Annotated in this window: 16 protein-coding genes and 1 pseudogene; 13 read left to right on the plus strand and 4 right to left on the minus strand. The window is 70.5% G+C overall.

Annotation, left to right across the window (positions count from 1 at the left end):
• Positions 1-116: 116 nt before the first annotated feature.
• Positions 117-1,328 carry a NosD domain-containing protein gene (locus tag ACZ60M_RS12295; protein ID WP_465417419.1) on the minus strand — a complete coding sequence of 404 codons (1,212 nt, stop codon included), beginning with the start codon at positions 1,326-1,328 and terminating at the stop codon, positions 117-119.
• A 51-nt stretch (positions 1,329-1,379) separates the two neighbouring features.
• On the minus strand, positions 1,380-1,550 hold the full coding sequence (locus ACZ60M_RS12300) for a hypothetical protein (RefSeq protein ID WP_465417421.1): 171 nt from the start codon (positions 1,548-1,550) through the stop codon (positions 1,380-1,382).
• 253 nt (positions 1,551-1,803) lie between these two features.
• Here ACZ60M_RS12300 and ACZ60M_RS12305 point away from each other — a divergent pair, with 253 nt between their 5' ends.
• From ACZ60M_RS12305 to ACZ60M_RS12345, 9 genes and pseudogenes are all read left to right on the plus strand, one after another.
• Complete coding sequence (locus ACZ60M_RS12305) at positions 1,804-3,108, plus strand: ABC transporter substrate-binding protein (protein ID WP_465417423.1); 1,305 nt, start codon at positions 1,804-1,806, stop codon at positions 3,106-3,108.
• A 67-nt stretch (positions 3,109-3,175) separates the two neighbouring features.
• A complete protein-coding gene (locus ACZ60M_RS12310; RefSeq protein ID WP_465417425.1) occupies positions 3,176-4,063 on the plus strand; it encodes a carbohydrate ABC transporter permease in 888 nt (295 codons plus the stop codon).
• Entirely contained in the window at positions 4,060-4,899 is an 840-nt protein-coding gene (locus ACZ60M_RS12315) for a carbohydrate ABC transporter permease (RefSeq protein WP_465417427.1), read from the plus strand. Before ACZ60M_RS12310 ends, ACZ60M_RS12315 begins: the two co-directional genes overlap by 4 nt.
• Before the next feature lie 37 nt (positions 4,900-4,936).
• Positions 4,937-5,977 carry a LacI family DNA-binding transcriptional regulator gene (locus ACZ60M_RS12320; protein ID WP_465417429.1) on the plus strand — a complete coding sequence of 347 codons (1,041 nt, stop codon included), beginning with the start codon at positions 4,937-4,939 and terminating at the stop codon, positions 5,975-5,977.
• Between the two features lie 13 nt (positions 5,978-5,990).
• A pseudogene (locus tag ACZ60M_RS12325) lies at positions 5,991-6,578 on the plus strand (glycosyl hydrolase family 32); the annotation flags it as partial.
• Between the two features lie 381 nt (positions 6,579-6,959).
• Positions 6,960-8,309, plus strand: coding sequence for a NosD domain-containing protein (locus ACZ60M_RS12330; protein WP_465417567.1), 1,350 nt, complete (start codon positions 6,960-6,962; stop codon positions 8,307-8,309).
• 70 nt (positions 8,310-8,379) lie between these two features.
• Positions 8,380-9,411, plus strand: a complete 1,032-nt coding sequence (locus ACZ60M_RS12335) for an alpha/beta hydrolase-fold protein (RefSeq protein ID WP_465417431.1) — start codon at positions 8,380-8,382, stop codon at positions 9,409-9,411.
• On the plus strand, positions 9,408-10,439 hold the full coding sequence (locus ACZ60M_RS12340) for a FecCD family ABC transporter permease (protein ID WP_465417432.1): 1,032 nt from the start codon (positions 9,408-9,410) through the stop codon (positions 10,437-10,439). The genes ACZ60M_RS12335 and ACZ60M_RS12340 overlap by 4 nt, the downstream gene beginning before the upstream one ends.
• Positions 10,436-11,473: a FecCD family ABC transporter permease gene (locus tag ACZ60M_RS12345; RefSeq protein ID WP_465417434.1), complete on the plus strand. Its 1,038-nt coding sequence runs from the start codon at positions 10,436-10,438 to the stop codon at positions 11,471-11,473. The genes ACZ60M_RS12340 and ACZ60M_RS12345 overlap by 4 nt, the downstream gene beginning before the upstream one ends.
• A 26-nt stretch (positions 11,474-11,499) precedes the next feature.
• Here ACZ60M_RS12345 and ACZ60M_RS12350 read toward each other — a convergent pair whose 3' ends face one another.
• Entirely contained in the window at positions 11,500-12,453 is a 954-nt protein-coding gene (locus ACZ60M_RS12350; RefSeq protein ID WP_465417436.1) for an ABC transporter substrate-binding protein, read from the minus strand.
• A 287-nt stretch (positions 12,454-12,740) separates the two neighbouring features.
• Here ACZ60M_RS12350 and ACZ60M_RS12355 point away from each other — a divergent pair, with 287 nt between their 5' ends.
• The 3 genes from ACZ60M_RS12355 to ACZ60M_RS12365 are packed head-to-tail and all read left to right on the plus strand — an operon-like array spanning position 12,741 to position 15,885.
• Positions 12,741-13,346, plus strand: a complete 606-nt coding sequence (locus ACZ60M_RS12355; RefSeq protein WP_465417438.1) for a DUF4956 domain-containing protein — start codon at positions 12,741-12,743, stop codon at positions 13,344-13,346.
• On the plus strand, positions 13,343-14,122 hold the full coding sequence (locus tag ACZ60M_RS12360) for a polyphosphate polymerase domain-containing protein (RefSeq protein WP_465417439.1): 780 nt from the start codon (positions 13,343-13,345) through the stop codon (positions 14,120-14,122). The genes ACZ60M_RS12355 and ACZ60M_RS12360 overlap by 4 nt, the downstream gene beginning before the upstream one ends.
• Positions 14,119-15,885, plus strand: coding sequence for a carbohydrate-binding domain-containing protein (locus tag ACZ60M_RS12365; RefSeq protein WP_465417441.1), 1,767 nt, complete (start codon positions 14,119-14,121; stop codon positions 15,883-15,885). The genes ACZ60M_RS12360 and ACZ60M_RS12365 overlap by 4 nt, the downstream gene beginning before the upstream one ends.
• A gap of 110 nt (positions 15,886-15,995) precedes the next feature.
• On the opposite strand, the gene ACZ60M_RS12370 is transcribed toward ACZ60M_RS12365, so the two are convergent.
• On the minus strand, positions 15,996-16,655 hold the full coding sequence (locus tag ACZ60M_RS12370) for a GntR family transcriptional regulator (protein WP_465417442.1): 660 nt from the start codon (positions 16,653-16,655) through the stop codon (positions 15,996-15,998).
• A gap of 214 nt (positions 16,656-16,869) precedes the next feature.
• Here ACZ60M_RS12370 and ACZ60M_RS12375 point away from each other — a divergent pair, with 214 nt between their 5' ends.
• On the plus strand, positions 16,870-18,159 hold the full coding sequence (locus ACZ60M_RS12375; RefSeq protein ID WP_465417444.1) for an MFS transporter: 1,290 nt from the start codon (positions 16,870-16,872) through the stop codon (positions 18,157-18,159).
• The last annotated feature ends 58 nt before the right edge of the window (positions 18,160-18,217 follow it).

Consider the following 18,217-nt stretch of genomic DNA (forward strand, 5'->3'; position numbering starts at 1 on the left):
CCCCCCCCCCCCACCCCCCCCCCCCCCCCCCCCCCCCCCCCCCCCCCCCCCCCCCACCACCCCCACCCCCCCCCCCCCCCCCCCCCCCCCCCCCCCCCCCACTTGCGGGCGGCACGCTACGGTGTCGGGCGGAATCCGTAGGTCGCCCCGGAGAGCGCCTGGAACTCGGCGGTCGTCCCGGAGTCGAGCACCTTCGTGTTCGTCGTGCTGCCGTCGAGCACGGCCGACCGGACGCCCACGTTCGCGACGTGGTGGTTCATCGCCAGGTAGTTGCCGCTCCCCGACTTCACCAGGACTACGGTGGGCACCGCCCCCGAGGGGGTGATGGAACCGGAGGGCACGTCGTACGTGAAGTGGTTGCCCGTGACGGTGTTGCCGCTGCCATTGATGTGGACCAGCCCGAACAGGTCGTCGGTCGTGAGCGGCACGCTCTGGAACGGGCCGAACGATTCGCGGTTGCGCAGGAAGTGGTTCGCGCCGATGAGGTTGCTGCGGCAGTCGCCTTCGAGGGTCACCATGCCGGACGAGAACGAGTGGAGGCGGTTCGCCGAGACGGCGCTGTCGTTGCAGTTCTTCAGGTGCACTGAGCTCTTGCCGCGCGGGAAGACGTTGTTGCCCGACACGACGAGCCCGAAGTGCCCTTCGGCGAAGAGCGAGAATCCCGCCGGCCCCGCGCCGAGGTGGTTGCCGTTGACCATCGTGGCCTGCCCGGAGCCCACGAGTTCGACGCAGCTGCCGCACTCGGCGATGAAGTTGCCGTTGAGCTGCAACGCGTCGACGCCGGTGAGGACGACCCCGCGTTCGAGGTAGACCAGGCCCATGCCGGCGATGCGCAGCGAGTCGGTGTCGCTCGTGGAGCGCACGCCGGTCTTGCCGTTGCGGTAGCTGTTCTGGTCCGGGGTGAACGAGAGCCCGTCCAGGCAGAAGTCGACCAGTTCGATCGAGCTCAGGCGCGGCGACCCGCTGCGGCTGATGAGGATCGCCTCCGCGTTCCCGTCGGTGTTCTCGACCTTGATGCGGCTGCCGCCGGGCCAGACCTCCCACCAGCCGGAGGTGTCGCCGCTGTTGTAGCGGATGCTCGAGGAGGTGAACCCGTGCCCGGAGCCCTTGATCTGCAGGTAGCTGATGTCGATGACGATGCGGGTCTTCAGCGAGTAGTCGCCCGGCGGGATGTAGACGACGGCGCCGGGCTTCGAGGCCTGGTCGGGCTGGTTCGCCTTGATGTCGGCGATGATGCTGTTCACGACGGCGCCGATGTCGGTGTACGCGGTCGTGCCGGGGCTGCCGGGGATGGTCCAGGTGGTCACGTCGTAGATGGTCGAGGGCATAGCGGTCTCCGCTTCGTCGAGGTCGATGCTGTATGCGGGGCGGCGGTCTAGTTAGACCACGCCGAGGAGCGTGCGGTGCGGTCGCTCCTGGGGTGCGGCCTCCTGCGCGGGGGCCGGTTCAGCGCGGGCGGGCCGCGGCGCGCCGAGCGCCGCGAGGACGCCGCTGGCGCCCGCGGCGAGGATGAGGGTGCGGCGGTTGAGGCCGGTCGCTCTGGCGCTCATGGTGCTCCGTCTTCGTTGAGGGGGCGGGGAGCCAAATGGATTTGGCATCGTGTCGGACTGATGTTAGGTCTGGCCGCTTCACGAGGCAATGCGCCAAACGATTTTGGCGAAATTTTTTCAGTGTTTGGCATTGACAGCCGCTGATCCTGCGACGCAGACTCGTGCCAGAACGTTTTGTCAAAACGTTTTGTCACCCACGCCTACGGTGGCCCCTCGCACGTAGCAGTGCTGCTACAAGAACGGAGTCGAAGTGATGTCGCTTCGCGATACCAGCGGTCGTGTCCGGACCGCAGCCCTCGCCACCGCCGCCGCGACGGCGGGCATGCTCGCGCTCTCGAGCTGCGGCGCCGGCGGCAGCGCCGCGGCGGACGAGCTCACCGTCGTCGTCGAGGGCGGCGGACTGGCGGAACTGCAGCCGATCGCCGACCTCTACAAGGAGCAGACGGGAACGACGGTCACCCTCGTCGAGCTCCCGTACGACGGCCTGTACGACCGCGTCCAGTCCGAGCTCGGATCGGGCAGCGTGTCCTTCGACGTCGCCGCCCTCGACGCGATCTGGCTGAGCGCGTTCGCCGACGGCGTCTCGCCCCTCGGCGACCTGTTCACTGAGGACGTGAAGGCGGACCTGTTCCCGGGCCTCGTGAGCGAGGCGCAGGTCGGCGGCGAGTTCGTCGGCATGCCGGTCTTCACCAACACCGAGATCCTCTACTACCGCACCGACCTGTTCGGGGACCCGCAGAACCAGGCCGACTTCGAGGCCGAGTACGGCTACCCGCTCGCGCCGCCGACGACCTGGGAGCAGTACCGCGACGCCGCGGAGTTCTTCACGCGCGACACCGACGGCGACGGCCAGATCGACCTCTACGGCACCGATGTCAAGGGCGCCGTAGAGACCGAGTGGCTCGCCACGGTCTCGCAGACCGGCGAGGAGCACATGGTCCTCGACCCGGAGACCGGCGAGGTCCACATCAATGACGCCGAGCACCTGGCGGCGCTCGACTACTACACGAGCCTGCTGCCGTACGCCCCCGCCGGGTCGGCGCAGCTGGACTGGGCCGGAGCGCAGAACCTCTTCTACCAGGGGCAGCTCGCCATGATGCGGTTCTGGGGCCACGCCTACACCCAGACCCCGGACGACTCGCCCGTCGCGGGCCAGATCGGTGCGGCCCCGATGATCGCGGGTGCCGGCGGCGTCGCCGGGGTGCCCGGCGCCTGGTACCTCTCCGTGCCCAAGGCGGGGACGAAGCAGGAGCTGGCGAAGGACTTCATCGCCTTCGCCTACGAGCACAACGAACTGTCGATCGACACGCCGCTCGGTCTGGCCGCGCGCATCTCGGCGTTCGAGTCGCAGGCGGGCGTCCCCGGCAGGGAGAACTACCCCGCCATCCTCGAGACGCTCAACGCTCCGGCCACCCGCGCCCGCCCGGCGACCCCGCAGTGGCAGGAGATCGTCGACACCGTGCTCACGCCCATGCTGCAGAAGGCCGTCGAGCCCGGGGCGGACAACGCCGCCCTGCTGAAGGAGGCGGAGGCGCAGATCGAGGCGATCCTCCAGTAGCCGCTCCGCATCGGTGGCCGCCGCTCGGAGCGGCGGCCACCCCGTCCGACTAGAAAGACCCTCCACTGTGCGTGTCACCGATCGCCGGTTCGCCCTGCTGCTCATGGCGCCGGCAGCCCTCTTCCTCGCGGCCTTCGTGCTCTGGCCGCTCGTCCGGTTCGTCTCGAACGCCTTCTACGACATCTCGCCGATCGCGGGCGGACCCCGCACCCCGGTCGGCCTCCAGAACTTCATGGAGGCGTTCGCCTCGGCCTCGTTCCAGGGCGCGTCGCTCCGCACGGTCGTCTACACGGTCGTCGTCGTCGCGCTGGAGTTCGCGCTCGGTCTCGCCGTCGCACTGATCTTCGCGGCACTGGGCCGGCGCTCGACCGTGTTCCGCACGGTCTTCATGTACCCGTTGATGATCGCGCCCGTCGTGGCCGGGCTGCTGTGGCGGTTCCTGCTCATCGACAACTTCGGCATCGTCAACGAGCTCCTCTTCCGGGCCGGCGTCCTCAAGAGCTCGAGCCAGGTCGGCTGGCTGAGCGACCCGACGATCGCGCTCTTCTCGGTCGCCCTCCCGGACGTCTGGCTGACGACCTCGTTCATCACCCTCGTGCTCTTCGCCGGACTGCAGACCATCCCGGGCGAGATCCTGGAGGCCGCCCGCATCGACGGAGCGCGGTACCCGACGATGCTGTTCCGGGTGATCATCCCGCTGCTGCGCCCCGTGATCGCCGTCGCGCTCATCGTGCGCGGCATCGACGCGGCCCGCGCGTTCGACATCATCCTCATCCAGACCAACGGCGGTCCGCAGGAGAGCACGACCACGCTCAGCCTGCTCATCTACCGCACCATGACCCGCTACGGCGACATCGGACTGGCCAGCGCGATGGGCACGATCTACCTGATCGGGATGCTCCTCGTCGCGGCCGTGGCCGTCATGGCGATCTGGCGGCCGGGGGAGGCCCGATGAACGGCCTCGAGACCCGTCGCCGGTCGACGAAGGCGATCCTCTGCGTCCTGCTCGCAGTCATCCTGGTGCTGTACGGCTTCCCGTTCATCTACCTCCTGCTCACCTCCTTCAAGCCCCCGAGCGAAGCGATCGCGGTGCCCCCGTCGGTGGTCCCGCACGCGTGGACGCTGGAGAACTACATTGCGGCCCTGACGAAGGAAGGCGTCGCTCCGGCGCTGATCAACAGTGTCGTGACCGCAGTGCTCAGCACGCTGATCTCCCTGGTGCTCGCGGTTCCGGCGGCCTACGCGGTCACCAGGTACCGCACGCCGAGCGGCCGGGTGTTCGTGCTCGCGGCGCTCGTCACCCGGATGGTGCCGACCATCGCGATCGGCGCCCCGCTGGTGGAGACGATGCGCGCCTTGGGGATCGGCGACACCTCGTTCGCCCTCGCGATCGCCCACACGACGATCTCGCTCCCGCTCTCGATCTGGCTCATGGCGAGCTTCTTCGAGGCCGTCCCCGACGAGCTCGAGGAGGCCGCGAAGATGGACGGTGCGTCGCGGCTCGGGGCGCTCTGGCGGGTCGTCCTGCCGGTGGTGTCCGGCGGCCTGGCGGTGACGGCGATCTTCGCGTTCCTCGCCTCTTGGAACGAGTTCCTGTTCGCGCTGCTGCTCACCTCGGTGCGCGCGCAGACGACGCCCATTGTGATCGCGAACTTCCAGACGCAGTTCGGGCTCGACTGGGGCGCCATGACGGCGCTCGCCGCCGTCTACTCGCTCCCGGTCATCCTGCTCACCCTCACGCTCCAGCGCCACATCGTCGCGGGCCTGACCCTGGGCGCGGTGAAAGGATGAACGGACGCAACCGAAGGCGAGCAGGCAGGAGACGACAGTGGCGGTGAACGGAGTCGGCATCCGGGACGTGGCCCGGCTGGCCGGGGTATCGATTACTACGGTGTCCCATGTCCTCAACGACACGCCGCAGACCCGGGTCTCGGCGGAGACGCGGGCGCGGGTCCGCGAGGCGGCGGCCCAGCTCGGTTACGGCCCCAACCGGGCGGCGCGGGCGCTGCGCACCAACCGGTCCGGACTGATCGGACTGCTCAGCGAGGAGATCGCGACGACCCCGCACGCGGGCCGGATCATCCTCGGCGCGCAGGAGGCGGCCCGTGCCCACGACCTGACCCTGGTCATCGTCAACACCGAGCGGGAATCCAGCGGCGGCTCGCACGAGGACGACGTCGCAACACTGATCGACCGGCAGGTCGAGGCGGTCCTGTACGCGACGATGTACCACCGCGAGATCGCCGTTCCCGCGAACCTCCGCGGCGTGCCCGCGGTGCTGATCGACTCTACCGACCGGGACGGCGTCGTGCCCGCGGTCGTCCCCGACGAGGTGGGCGGCGCGGTCGCCGCCGTCACCCACCTCGTCGAGGCCGGTCACCGGCGCATCGGGTTCCTCAACAACGACGACGACGTGCCGGCCACGCACGAACGGCTGATCGGCTACAAGAAAGTGCTGCACCGGCACGGCATCCCGGTCGACGAGCACCTGATCCTCCAGGCGCCGTCGGAGACCCTGCCCGGCTACGCGCTCGCGCGGGAGGTGCTCGCCGGGCCCGACCGGCCGACCGCCCTGTTCTGCTACAACGACCGGATGGCGATGGGCGCCTACCGGGCCGCGGCCGAGCTGGGCCTCGACATCCCGCGAGATCTGTCCATTGTGGGCTTCGACAATCAGGAGCTCATCGCCGCGAACCTGTTCCCCGGCCTCACCACGGTGGCGCTCCCGCACTACGAGATGGGGGAGTGGGCCGTCGAGAAGCTCGTGCACCTGCTCAGCGGGGACACCGAGCCCGACCCCGGCGGTCCGACCCGTCTCCACTGCCCACTGGTCGTCCGCGGTTCCGTCGCCGCGCCCCGAGAGCCCTGAAAGGCCTGACAACATGCTTCGACTCGCCTCATCTTGGGTGTGGGACTTCTGGATCGCCGACGACGGCGACCGCTACCACCTGTTCTTCCTGAAAGCGTCCCGGGCGCTCCTCGATCCCGACCGGCGGCACTGGCGCGCCGTGATCGGCCACGCGACCTCGACCGACCTGACGACGTGGACCGAGCACGCCGACGCGGTCATCCCGGACGACGCCCCCGCCTTCGACGACCTCGCGACCTGGACCGGGTCCGTCGTCCGCGACGACGACGGCCGGTGGCGGATGTTCTACACGGCGGTCAGCCGCGCCGAAGACGGTCTCGAGCAGCGGATCAGCTCCGTCGTCTCCGACGACCTCTTCACCTGGCGCCGCGAACCCGAGCGGCAGGTGCTCGAACCGGACGCCCGCTGGTACGAGACGGCCGCGACCCGGCAGTGGCCGGACCAGGCGTGGCGCGACCCGTGGGTGTTCCGCGACCAGGACGGCTGGCACATGCTGACCACCGCGCGCGCGAACCGCGGCGCGGCGGACGACCGGGGCGTGATCGGGCACGCGACCTCACCGGACCTGGCCCACTGGACCGTCCAGCCCCCGCTGTCCGAGCCGGGCGCCGGATTCGGGCACATCGAGGTGGTCCAGACCGCCGTCGTCGACGGCACCCCGGTCGGGCTGTTCTCCTGCCTCGGTTCCGAACTGGCCCGAGGCCGCCGGGACGGGGACCCCGTGGGCGGCGTCTGGGCCTTCCCGATCGACTCGATGACGGGGCCGTTCCCGCTGGGGGAGGCCTACCGCATCACCGACGAGCGCCGCTACGTCGGCCGGCTCGTGCAGGACCGCAAGGGGCAGTGGTGCTTCCTGGCGTTCCGCAACACCGAGGACGGCGACTGGATCGGCGAGATCACCGACCCGCAACCGGTCCGATGGGTCGACGGCCGACTCGCCATCGACGAGACGGCCCAGCCCGAGACCGTCCGGCCCGAGACACTGCCGGAGCGAACCTCCACGCCGACTGCCAACTACTACGACGTCACGCAGTGGCCCGTCGGCAATGCGGCCGAGGACGTCGGCGAGGTGCTCAACAGCATCATCGCCGATATCAAGAGCCGCCAGAAAGCCACCGACGAGCACGACGGCGGCAAGCCCGGAGCGGTGGTCTACCTGCCGCCCGGGGACTACCGCCTCCGCACGCAGGTGCTGATCGACATCAGCTTCCTGCGGATCGAAGGCGCCGGACACGGGTTCACGTCGTCGAGCATCCGCTTCAACGTGCCCGAGGACGAGTGGCCGGACCTGCACGAGCTGTGGCCCGGGGGCAGCCGCATCCTCGTCGACCTGCCCCCGGGGGACGAGGAGGCCGCGGGCGCGGCCTTCCTCGTCGCACGGAGCGGGAACCCGCGGATCAGCTCGGTCGAGTTCGCGGACTTCTGCATCGACGGGCTGCACTTCGCCGCGGACGGGTCGGGGCTCGACCCGGAGAACACCTACATCAACGGCAAGAGCGGCATCCATGTCGCGGACGCCAACGACTCGTTCCGCATCAGCGGCATGGGCTTCGTCTACCTCGAGCACGCCCTCACCGTCTACAACGCGGACGCGCTCTCGATCCACGACAACTTCATCGCCGAATGCGGCAGCTGCATCGAACTGCGCGGCTGGGGCCAGGCCTCCAAGATCACCGACAACCTGATCGGGGCCGGTCCGGGCGGCCACTCGATCTACGCGGAACACCATGGCGGGCTCTTGATCACCGCGAACAACGTCTTTCCCCGCGGCGCAAGCAGTGTCCGCCTCGAAGGGGTGACGAGGTCGAGCATCACCGGGAACCGGCTGCACTCCTTCTACCCCGGCATGGTCGTACTGGAGGGCAGCTCGGAGAACCTGGTCGGCTCGAACCACTTCCTGCGGGACCATGAACCCTGGGCCCCCTTCTTCGGGGTCGACAACGGACTCGACGACGACTTCGGGCTGCTCCACGTCAGCGGCAGCGGCAACTCGGTCATCGGGAACCACTTCTCCGCGATCGTCGACGCCGACAGGGTCCGCCCGGCGGGAGCGGCGCCCGTCATCATCCGCCTGAAGGCGGGGGAGGCGAACTACGTCGCCACGAACCACGTCGTGTCGATGGACGTCCGCGGCAAGGCGAACGACTCCGCCTACGCGGCGCAAGTGGACGCCCTGCTCGCGACCGATGACGCGGAGCGCCTCGCGGTCACCACCGTTATGTGCGATCCGCAGTCGAAGCGGAACACGGTCCTCGATTCGGGGACCGAGGGCCAAGTCCGCATGGATAGAGCGGCGAACGCCTTCCGTGCACTCCCGGCCGTCCCCGGTTAAGTGCCTCGGGCGGGTGTAGTTAGACTCCCCTACATTTTGTTAGGCGAGCCTAATTCATGGAGTGATCAGGGTGCCGAACCGAACCCGCCCCGGCCGGGATCTGAATGCCGACCGGCCGCCCGGGATGCCCCGGGCGGCCGAACCGGAGACCTTGGAGGCCTTCGGCATCGAGTCCTGGGACCGGGATTCGGCGGCGCCCCTGGTCAGGCCGATCCCCGGCGACCCCGGGCACCGCGCGGTGACCTTCGTCTGGCGCGGTACCCCCTCGTCCGAGGTGAGGCTCCTGGCGAACAAGCTCACCCAGGGCGCGCGCGCCGCCGTCATGGCACCCTGTCCCGGGACCGACCTGCGCTGGCAGACCTTCCGGGTCCGGGCCGACTGGCGCGCCTCGTACTGCTTCGAAGTCGACGGCGAGACCGGTCCCGACCCGCTCAACCCCGTGATCTGGCTGGGCCGCAGCATCGCCGACGTCCCGGGGCGGCCGCGCTGGCTCGACCCCGGGCCGGTCCGCCACACGCTCACCCGCGACGGCGACCTCACGCTCTACGAGCCGACCGGCGGCGCCGAGCAGACCCTCCTCATGCTCGACGGCGAACGCTGGAAGGCCGACCTGCCGACCCTCCTCGACAACCTCATCGCCGCCCGTGCCATCCCTCCACTCAGGGCGGTCATGGTCGACGCCGGGGACACCCGCACCGCCGACTACACCTGCGACCCGGCCTTCGCCGACCGGCTGGCGGCACTCGCCCCGGGGCCGTGCGCCATCGCGGGACAGAGCTTCGGCGGCCTCGCCGCCGTCTACGCGGCCAGCCGCCACCCCGGGCGCTTCAGCGCCGTCATCAGCCACTCCGGCTCCTTCTGGTGGCCCAACGCCCCCGAAGCCGAATGGCTCACCCGCAACCTCGGCGGCCCCGCCGCCACCCGCGTCCACCTCCTCACCGGCACCGACGAAGGCGGCCGCCTCGCCGGACCGACCGCCCGCATGCACAAGGCGCTCAACGAATCAGGCCGCCGCGTCACGCTCACCGAGTACGCGGGCGGCCATGACCCGTACTGCTGGCTCGCGACCATGCCCGACGCCCTCCGCACGGTCTTCGGATGACCGCCCCCACCGCGCCGCCGACGCGAACCCGGCGGCCGCTCGCGCCCGTGCTGCTCGCCCTCACCGCAGCACTGCTCCTGGCCGTCCTCGCCAGCATCGCCATCGGCAACCGCGACATCGCCCCCGCCGTCATCATCGAGGCCCTGACCTCATACGACCCCAATGACACCGAGCACATCATCGTCCTCACCCAGCGCCTGCCGCGCACCCTCCTCGGCCTCGAAGCCGGGATCGCCCTCGGCCTGTCCGGGGCCCTCATGCAGGCCCTGACCCGCAACATCCTGGCCGACCCCGGCCTCCTCGGCGTCAACGCCGGCGCCTCCCTCGCCGTCGTGCTCTCCGTGTCGCTCTTCGGCCTCACCGGGTTCACCGCCTACGTCTGGCCCGCCATGCTCGGCGCGGCGGCCGCGGCCGCGCTCGTCTACGCGCTCTCGACCGGCAGCCGCGGCGGCGCGACCCCGACCCGGCTCGTCCTCGCCGGAGCCGCGATCGCCGCACTCGTCCAAGGCGGCGTCGTCCGTGCGGTCCTCCTCGTCGACCCCGAGGCCTTCGACGCGTTCCGCGCCTGGGACGTCGGCTCGCTCTCCTCGCGCGGCATCGAGACCGCGCTCCAGGTCCTGCCGTTCGTCCTCGCCGGAACCGCCGCCGCGCTCGCACTCTCCGGTCCCCTCAACGCCCTGGCCCTCGGCGAGGACGCGGCCCGCGCGGTCGGCTCGCGCCCCGGCCGCACCCGCCTCCTCGGCGGCGCAGCAGTGACCGTCCTGTGCGGCGCCGCCACCGCCGCCGTCGGACCGATCGGGTTCATCGGCCTCGCCGTGCCGTTCGCGGTGCGGGCCCTCACGGGCCCCGACCAGACCCGCATCCTCGCGTGCACCGTGGTGGCCGCCCCGGCGCTCCTCCTCGGCGCCGACATCCTCGGCCGCATCGCCATGCCCACCTCCGAACTGCCGGTCGGCCTCGTCACGGCGTTCCTCGGCGCGCCGGTCCTGATCGCCTTGGCGCGCAGAAGAAAGCTCACCGCGCTATGACCGTGAAAGCACCCGTCCGCGCCGCCAGGCTCGGCCCGTACTCCCTGCGGCTCGACCCCAGGGCCCTCCTCAGTGTGCTCGCGCTGGCAGCCGCCGCGCTCGCCCTGGCGGTCCTCGGCATCGGCGTCGGGGAGTACGCCGTCCCCGCCGACCGGGTGGTCGCGGCCCTGGCCGGGACCGGCGACTACTTCGACCGGCTCGTCGTCGTGGAGTTCCGGCTGCCGCGCGCCCTGTGCGCGCTCGGTGTCGGTATGGCCCTCGGCGCGGCCGGAGCCGTCACGCAGAGCCTCTCGCGCAACCCCCTGGGCAGCCCCGACATCACCGGTGTCGGCACCGGCGCGGCCTTCGGCGCGGTCGTCGTGATCATCGCCTTCAACGGGATCGGCCTCGCCGTCGCGGCGGGCGCCGTCCTCGGCGGCCTCGGCACCGTCCTCATCGTCCTGCTCCTGGCCTGGCGCGGCGGTGTCAGCGGCGACCGGCTCATCGTCGTAGGCATCGGCGTGACCGCCATGATGACCGCCCTCAACACGTACCTCATGGCCGTGGCCGAGCCCAACAACGCCGACCGCGCCGCCGTCTGGCTCTCCGGGAGCCTGAACGCCCGGACCTGGGACGACGTGTGGCCGGTCGCGATCGGCCTGGCTGTGTGCATGCCGCTGCTGCTCGCGCTCGCGCGGCCGATGCGGATGATCGAGATGGGCGACGCCTCTGCAGCCGGCCTCGGCGTCCCGGTCGGCCGCATCCGCTTGGCCGCCTTGGTGATCGCCGTGGTCCTGAACGCCCTCGCCGTGGTCTCGGCCGGGCCGGTCATGTTCGTCGCGCTGGCCGCGCCGCAGATCGCCCGCCGCCTGGCGGGGACGCCGGGTCTGTGGTCCTCGGCGCTGTGCGGGGCGGTCCTCTTGTCGGCGGGGGACTTCGCGGCGCAGTGGGCGCTGCCGGGAATCGAACTGCCGGTCGGGGTCGGCACGGCCGCGCTCGGCGGGCTCTACCTGGCGTGGCTCCTGGCGCGCACGAGCAGGGGCCGGAACGCCTGATGCGCTCCGGCCCCGGTCGTCTGCTGCTACGCGGCGAGGTTCGCCTGGATGTCGTCGAGGACCCTGGCGACGGCGAGCGGGCCGCCCGCGCTGTTCCAGGCCGAGCCGTCGACGAGCACGATCCGGTCGTTCTTGTAGGCCTCCAGGTTGGTGAAGGCCGCGTTGGCTTCGGCGGTCGCGAAGGCGGCTTCGGCGGCGTCGACGCCCGCGAGGGCGCCGAAGAACATCCAGTCGGCGTCGATGGTGTCGAGCTGCTCCATGCTCACGGCCGGGGTCTTGCCCTCGATCGCGACGTCCTGGCCTTCGGGGCGGGTGAAGCCGAGCGCGGCGAGGACCTGCCCGGCGGGGCCGGAGTTCCCGGAGATGTGGGCGCCGTCCTCCATCCAGCGGACGAGGCTGACACTCGCGCCGGTGTTCGCGCCGAAAGCGCTCTGGGCCGCTTCGATATCGGCGTCGAACGCGGTGAGGAACTCGTCGGCCTCACCGGTCTTACCGAGCACGTCGGCAAGGGCGGTGAAGGCGTCGCGCCAGTCCGTCCCGGCTTCGGAGACGAAGACGGTGGGGGCGATCTTGGCGAGGTCTTCGACCTGGTCGCGGGCGGCGGTGGTCGAGTCGACGAGGATGAGGTCGGGCTCGGCGGCCAGTACGGCCTCGAGGTCCGCTTCGGCGACCGTGGCGACCACCGGGACGTCGGCGGCCTGCTCGGCGAGGTAGGAGGCGACGGTCTCCTGGCCGCGCGCGGCGGTGGTCCCGACGGGGGCGAGCCCGAGCGCGAGCGCGCCGTCGAGGGTCTGCTCGGAGAGCGTCACGACCCGCTCGGGCGCGGCGGGGATCTCTACCTCCGCGCCGGAGGCGTCGGTGTAGGTCCGGGTCTCGGCGGTCTCAGCGGCTGCTTCGCCGTCGTCGGCGGAACAGCCGATCAGGGGCAGGACGGCGGCCGAGATGAGGGCGGCGGCGACGGCACGTCGATCGAGGCGCACGGCGACTCCTTCTAAATAGGGTGTCCTAATAATTATTAGTGGACCCTAATTTCATGAGATTCACGGTGCGGCGCGGACCGGTTCGCGATGACTTAGGTCTCAAAATTGTCGACAATCCTTGCGCGTGCTACCGCCCCTGACCTGGGGTGCCGTTCCGCTCTCACGAAACTCGAAAGTGAACACGAGTCGACCCACAGGTGAATCGCTGAGGATGACTGCACCGGCGGGAGCCGCCGGCGGCCGCGGTCCCCGATACCGCGGCCCTTCGCATGAAAGGGCGGCACCCGATGCCCGAGCAATGGACCGGCGTGATCGCGGATCTCGTGGCGATCACCGTGATGGTCTTCGGAATCTACTGGCCGCGGCACCGCCGCAAGGGCCTGGCGACCGCGTTCCTCGCGGTCAACGTCGGGGTCCTCGCAGTCTCGATGATCATGGCCTCCTCGACGATCGGGGCCGGTGTCGGCCTCGGCCTGTTCGGGGTCCTGTCGATCATCCGGCTGCGGTCGACCGAGATCACCCAGACCGAGGTCGCCTACTACTTCGCCGCCCTCGCGCTGGGGCTCATCGGCGGCCTGCCGAGCACGCAGAACGCGATGACCTTGGGGCTCTTCGCCCTCGTCGTGGCGACGCTGTTCATCGTCGACCACCCGCGGCTGTTCCAACGGCACCGCAGCCAGGAGGTCCGGCTGGACCGGGCGATCGCCGACGAGGACGAGCTGCGCGCCGCCCTCGAGCGGCTGGTCGGCGGGAAGGTCACCGGCGCCGACGTCCGCCAGCTCGACCTGGTCAACGACATCACCCTCGTCGAGGTCCGCTACAAGCTGGACCCGAACCGCCCAGCAGGTGAAGTCCTGCAAGCCGAACGCAGGGAGGCGGTGATGCAGCGATGACCTTCGCTCCGATCTCGCTCGACGAGCTGGTCGGCCGCGCCTCGCTCATGACCCGCGTCGACCGCAAGTACGCACTGGACGAACTCGAGCTCGACCGCTTCTGGGCGCTGCTGCCCGCGGAGACGCGGGTCCTGGAGATCGGCGGGCGGCGTGCGATGGCGTACCACTCGCTCTACTTCGACACCCCTGGGCTGCAGGGGTACCGGAGTACGGCCCAGAGCAGGCGGCGGCGGTTCAAGGTCCGCGTGCGGACCTACGCCGACACCGGCGCCCGCTTCCTGGAGGTCAAGACCAAGGGGCCGCGCGGCGCCACCGTCAAGCAGCGCATGGCCTACGGCGACGGCAGGCGGGAGCGCCTGACGCCCGAAGGCCTCGCCTTCGTGCACGACACCCTGACCGCCGCTCGGGTCCCCGAGGCGGGGTCCGAACTCGTGCCGGTCGTCGAGTCGACCTACCGGCGCACCACGTTGTACCTGCCCGCTTCGGGCAGCCGCTGCACCGTCGACACCGAGCTCGCGTGGCGGGCCTGGCAGGGCCCCGAACTGCGCGGAGGGCCCCTGGCGATCGTCGAGACCAAGGCCGGGCAGCGCCCCGGCGAGGCCGACCGGGCCCTGTGGTCGCTCGGCCGCCGCCCAGGCCGCTGCTCGAAGTACGGCACCGGTCTGGCCGCACTCGACCGGCGCCTGCCCGCGAACAAGTGGCACCGGGCGCTGCGCGAGCACTTCGCCGCAGCACCGCTGCCTCCCAATGACTTCGAAGGAGTTGAATACCGATGAAGATCCCTGTTTCCCTGCGCCGCTTCTCACTCGCCGTCCCGGCGTTCGCGCTGTCGGCCGCGTTCATGGCCGGGTGCAGTTCGGACGGCACGTCCAGTGCCGCGGCCGCCGAGGACACCGTCTCGGACACCGTGGTGGCGGCCGCCGCCGAGGCCGACGGCACCGAGACCGCCGAAGCGGTGATCGCGGCCAACGAGGAGGTCCACTCCTCCGAAGGGGCCGACTACGACGCGTCCTCGGCCACCACCGTGACGCTCTCGGGCGATTCGGCCACGGTCGACGGCGAAGGCGCCGAGGCGGACGGCTCGACCGTGACCATCACCGCCGAAGGCACCTACGTGCTCTCCGGCTCCCTCACGGACGGTCAGATCGTGATCCAGGCGGACGCGGCCAAGGTCAAGCTGGTCCTCGACGGCGTCGACATCACCTCCTCCACCGGCGCGGCGGTCGCCGCATACGCGGTCGACGAGCTCACGGTGGTGCTCGCCGACGGCACCGAGAACACCCTCACTGACGCCGCGACCTACGCCGACACCGAGGACGAGGCCGACGGCGCCCTGTTCTCGAAGGGCAACCTCACGATCACCGGCACCGGCTCGCTCGCGGTCACCGGCAATGCAGGGGACGCGATCGTCTCCAACGACGGCCTCCTCATCGAGTCCGGCACCGTCACCGCCACGGCGGCCGACGACGGCGTGCGCGGCAAGGACTACGTCGCCGTCTCCGGCGGCACGGTCACCGTGGACGCCACCGGCGACGGCCTGAAGTCCGACCGCGACGACGACGCGGCCTTTGGCTTCGTCCTCATCAGCGGCGGCACGGTCGGCATCACCGCGGGCGCCGACGGCGTCCAGGCCGCGACCGACCTCGTGATGACCGGCGGCACCGTGGACGCGACCACCGGCGGCGGCTCCGGCGAGACCGCTGACACCTCCGCGAAGGGCTTCAAATCCGGTGTGCTGCAAGTGCTCGAAGGCGGCACCCTGACTCTGGACAGCGCCGACGACGCTGTGCACTCCGACGGGGCCGTCCACTTCAACGGCACCGAGACGACACTGTCCTCAGGGGACGACGGCGCCCACGCCGAGACGTACCTCGTGATCGACGCGGGCGCGGTCACCGTGGCGCAGGCCTATGAGGGCATCGAGGCCAACTTCATCACCGTCAACGGCGGCACCACCTCCGTGACCAGCTCCGACGACGGCTTCAACGCCTCCGCGGGCGCCACCGAGGAGGCCGACGCGGGCGGCACGCAGATGGGCGGCGCGGGCATGGGCGACGACGGCTCGATCCTGAGCATCACCGGCGGCACCGTCTACGTGAACGCCGAAGGCGACGGCCTGGACTCCAACGGCAGCACCGAGATCAGCGGCGGCGACATCACCGTCGACGGCACCACCAACGGCGGCAACGGCGCGCTGGACTCCAACGGCGGCATCACCGTCTCCGGCGGCACGCTGCGCGCCACCGACTCGGGCGGCATGAGCGAGTCCCCGGACGCCGAGTCCGAGCAGTCCTTCATCGCCGCCAGCGTCGATTCGTTCGCGGCCGGAGCCGAGGTCACCGTGACCGACGCGGACGGCAACGAGGTCGCGTCCTTCACCGCGACGAAGGACGGCGCCTCGCTGGTCTACTCCTCGTCGGAAATCGAAGCTGGCGCGACGTACACCGTCTCGGTGGACGGCGCCGAGACCACGGTCGTCGCAGGCGAAGCGCTGGCGGGCATGGGCATGCCCGGCGGCGGAGGCGGCAACGGGCAGTGAGGATCGACAGGCGCGGCCGGGAAGGGAGCACCCTCCCCGGCCGTGCCGCCCGCACGGTCGCGGCAGCGCCGCGGCCGCGAGGATGCCGCCTCGGTCGGCTGGCCGACTGCTCAGCGGTCGGCGGGGGCCGTCTCGGTGAGCGCCTGGATGACGCTGCGCAGGTGGGCGCGCATGGCCGCGTCGGCGGCTTCGGGGTCCTGGCGGGCGATGGCGTCGATGATCTCGAGGTGCTGGGGGAGCGAGACGCCGGGGCGGCCGGGGCGCATGGCCAGACGGAACTGGTGGCGGACGTTCTGGCCGCGCAGCCGGGCCAGGACCTCCCGGGCCGTGTTCTGGCCGCTGAGGGCGATGACCTTCTCGTGCAGGCGCGAGTTGAGGTCGGAGTAGCCGAAGACGTCCCCGCTCTTGACGGCCGCTTCCATGGCCTCGCCGATCGCGGCCAGTTCGTCGCGGTCGTCATCGGTGGCGCGCTCGGCGGCCTTGGCCGCGCACAGTCCTTCCAGGACCATGCGGATCTCGGTGATCTCCACGGCTTCCTCAGGTGAGACCGCCCGGACCCGGGCGCCGCGGTTCTGGATGCGTTCGACCAGGCCCTCGGTCGCCAACTGCACCAAGGCGTTGCGCACGTTGGCCCGGCTGGCGTCGAACTGCTCCGAGAGCTCGGCCTCGACCAGGCGCTGGTTGGGGGCGAAGTCGCCGCTGACGATGGCGTCGCGGATGGCCTCGGCCACGGTCGCGGGCTTCGCGGTGTCCTGCTTCGCTGCCGTCACTGAGGCCCCTTGCGTCAACTGGATGTGCGACAAAATTGTGGCCATTGTATCTGCGACCCGCCTCCCGCGCGCCTGGAGTGCAGGGGCCGGTAGCCGTGACCTCCGGAATCTTTTGATGAACAAAATTGTCAACAATTTAGTCACAGCTCTTGTGTCCAGGATCTCAGGCGATGTAGCGTCAGCTCATTCGGCGTAACTGAACAGGAGGGCAACGATGCCCACGACCACAACTAGCGGCCCGGCCGCGCTCAGCAAGCTGTCGATCAGGGTGACGGCACTGTGCTGGATCCTCGTATTCCTCGACGGGATCGACTACTTCGTCTACTCGGGTGTCATCCCGATCATGCTGGAGGACAAGGGATTCGGCTTCACCCCAGCCGACATCGGCACGATGGGGAGCCTCGCCACCTTCGGCATGCTCATCGGCGCCCTCACCGCCGGGACCCTGACCGACATGATCGGGCGGCGCAAGGTGCTCATCGCCGGGGTCACGCTCTTCTCCCTCGCCTCGGCCGCCACCGCCCTGGCCCCCACCGTCGAGGTGTTCGGCGCGACGCGCTTCATCGCCGGGCTCGGCCTGGGTGGGCTGCTGCCCACCGCCATCGCCATGGCCATGGAGTTCGCCCCCGCCCGGCGCAAGAACCTCGCCGTCACCATCACCATGACCGCCCACCAGGCCGGCGGCGTCATCGCCGGGCTCCTCGGCATCACGTTCGCCATCGACTTCGGCTGGCGCTCGGTGTTCTGGCTCGGCGCGCTCCCCCTCGTCGTCGTCCTCCCCGTGCTGCTCGTCATGCTCCCCGAATCGCCCGCGTTCCTCCTCGCCAAAGGCCGGACCGAGCAGGCCCGCGCCATGCTCGCCAAGCACGGCGTCGGCCTGGAGCACTTCGAGGAGAAGCAGGCGGCCAAGGAGACCGGCGGCGTCCGCGCGCTGTTCGCCCGCCCGGTGCTGCGGTCGACGATCCTCTTGTGGATCACCACCTTCTTCGGCCTCATGCTCGTCTACGGCGTCAGTGTCTGGCTCCCGAACCTCATGCGCGAGAACGGCTACGACCTCGGCGCCGCGATCGCCTTCCTCGTCGTCATCAACGCGGGCGGCATCGTCGGCATGCTCGTCGCGGGCACCCTGGCGGACAGGTTCAACGCCCGCGCCGTGGCGATCCTGTGGTTCGTCATCACCTGCCTGGGCCTGCTCGTCTTCTCGGTCCAGATGCCGCTGGTGCTGACCTACGCGGTCGTGTTCGTCACCGGCGGCTGCCTGTTCAGCGCCCAGACCCTCGTCTACGCGGCCGCAGGTTCGTACTTCCCGGCGAACGCCCGGGCCACCTCCATCGGCTGGACCGCGGGCGTCGGACGCTGGGGCGCGGTCTTCGGGCCCGTCTTCGGCGGCTGGCTGGCCGCCACGGGCAATCTCGGTCTCCCCTTCTACGGCTTCGCGGCCGCGGCGGGCCTGGCGGCCCTGAGCCTGTTCGCCGTCCGCGCGAAGTCCCGCCTCTCCAGCTGAATCATCTACAAAATTGTTGACAATAATGTCGACGAAAGTTTAGTCTCATGGAAGCGGC

The sequence above is a fragment of the Glycomyces sp. NPDC050141 genome, assembly GCF_055586545.1.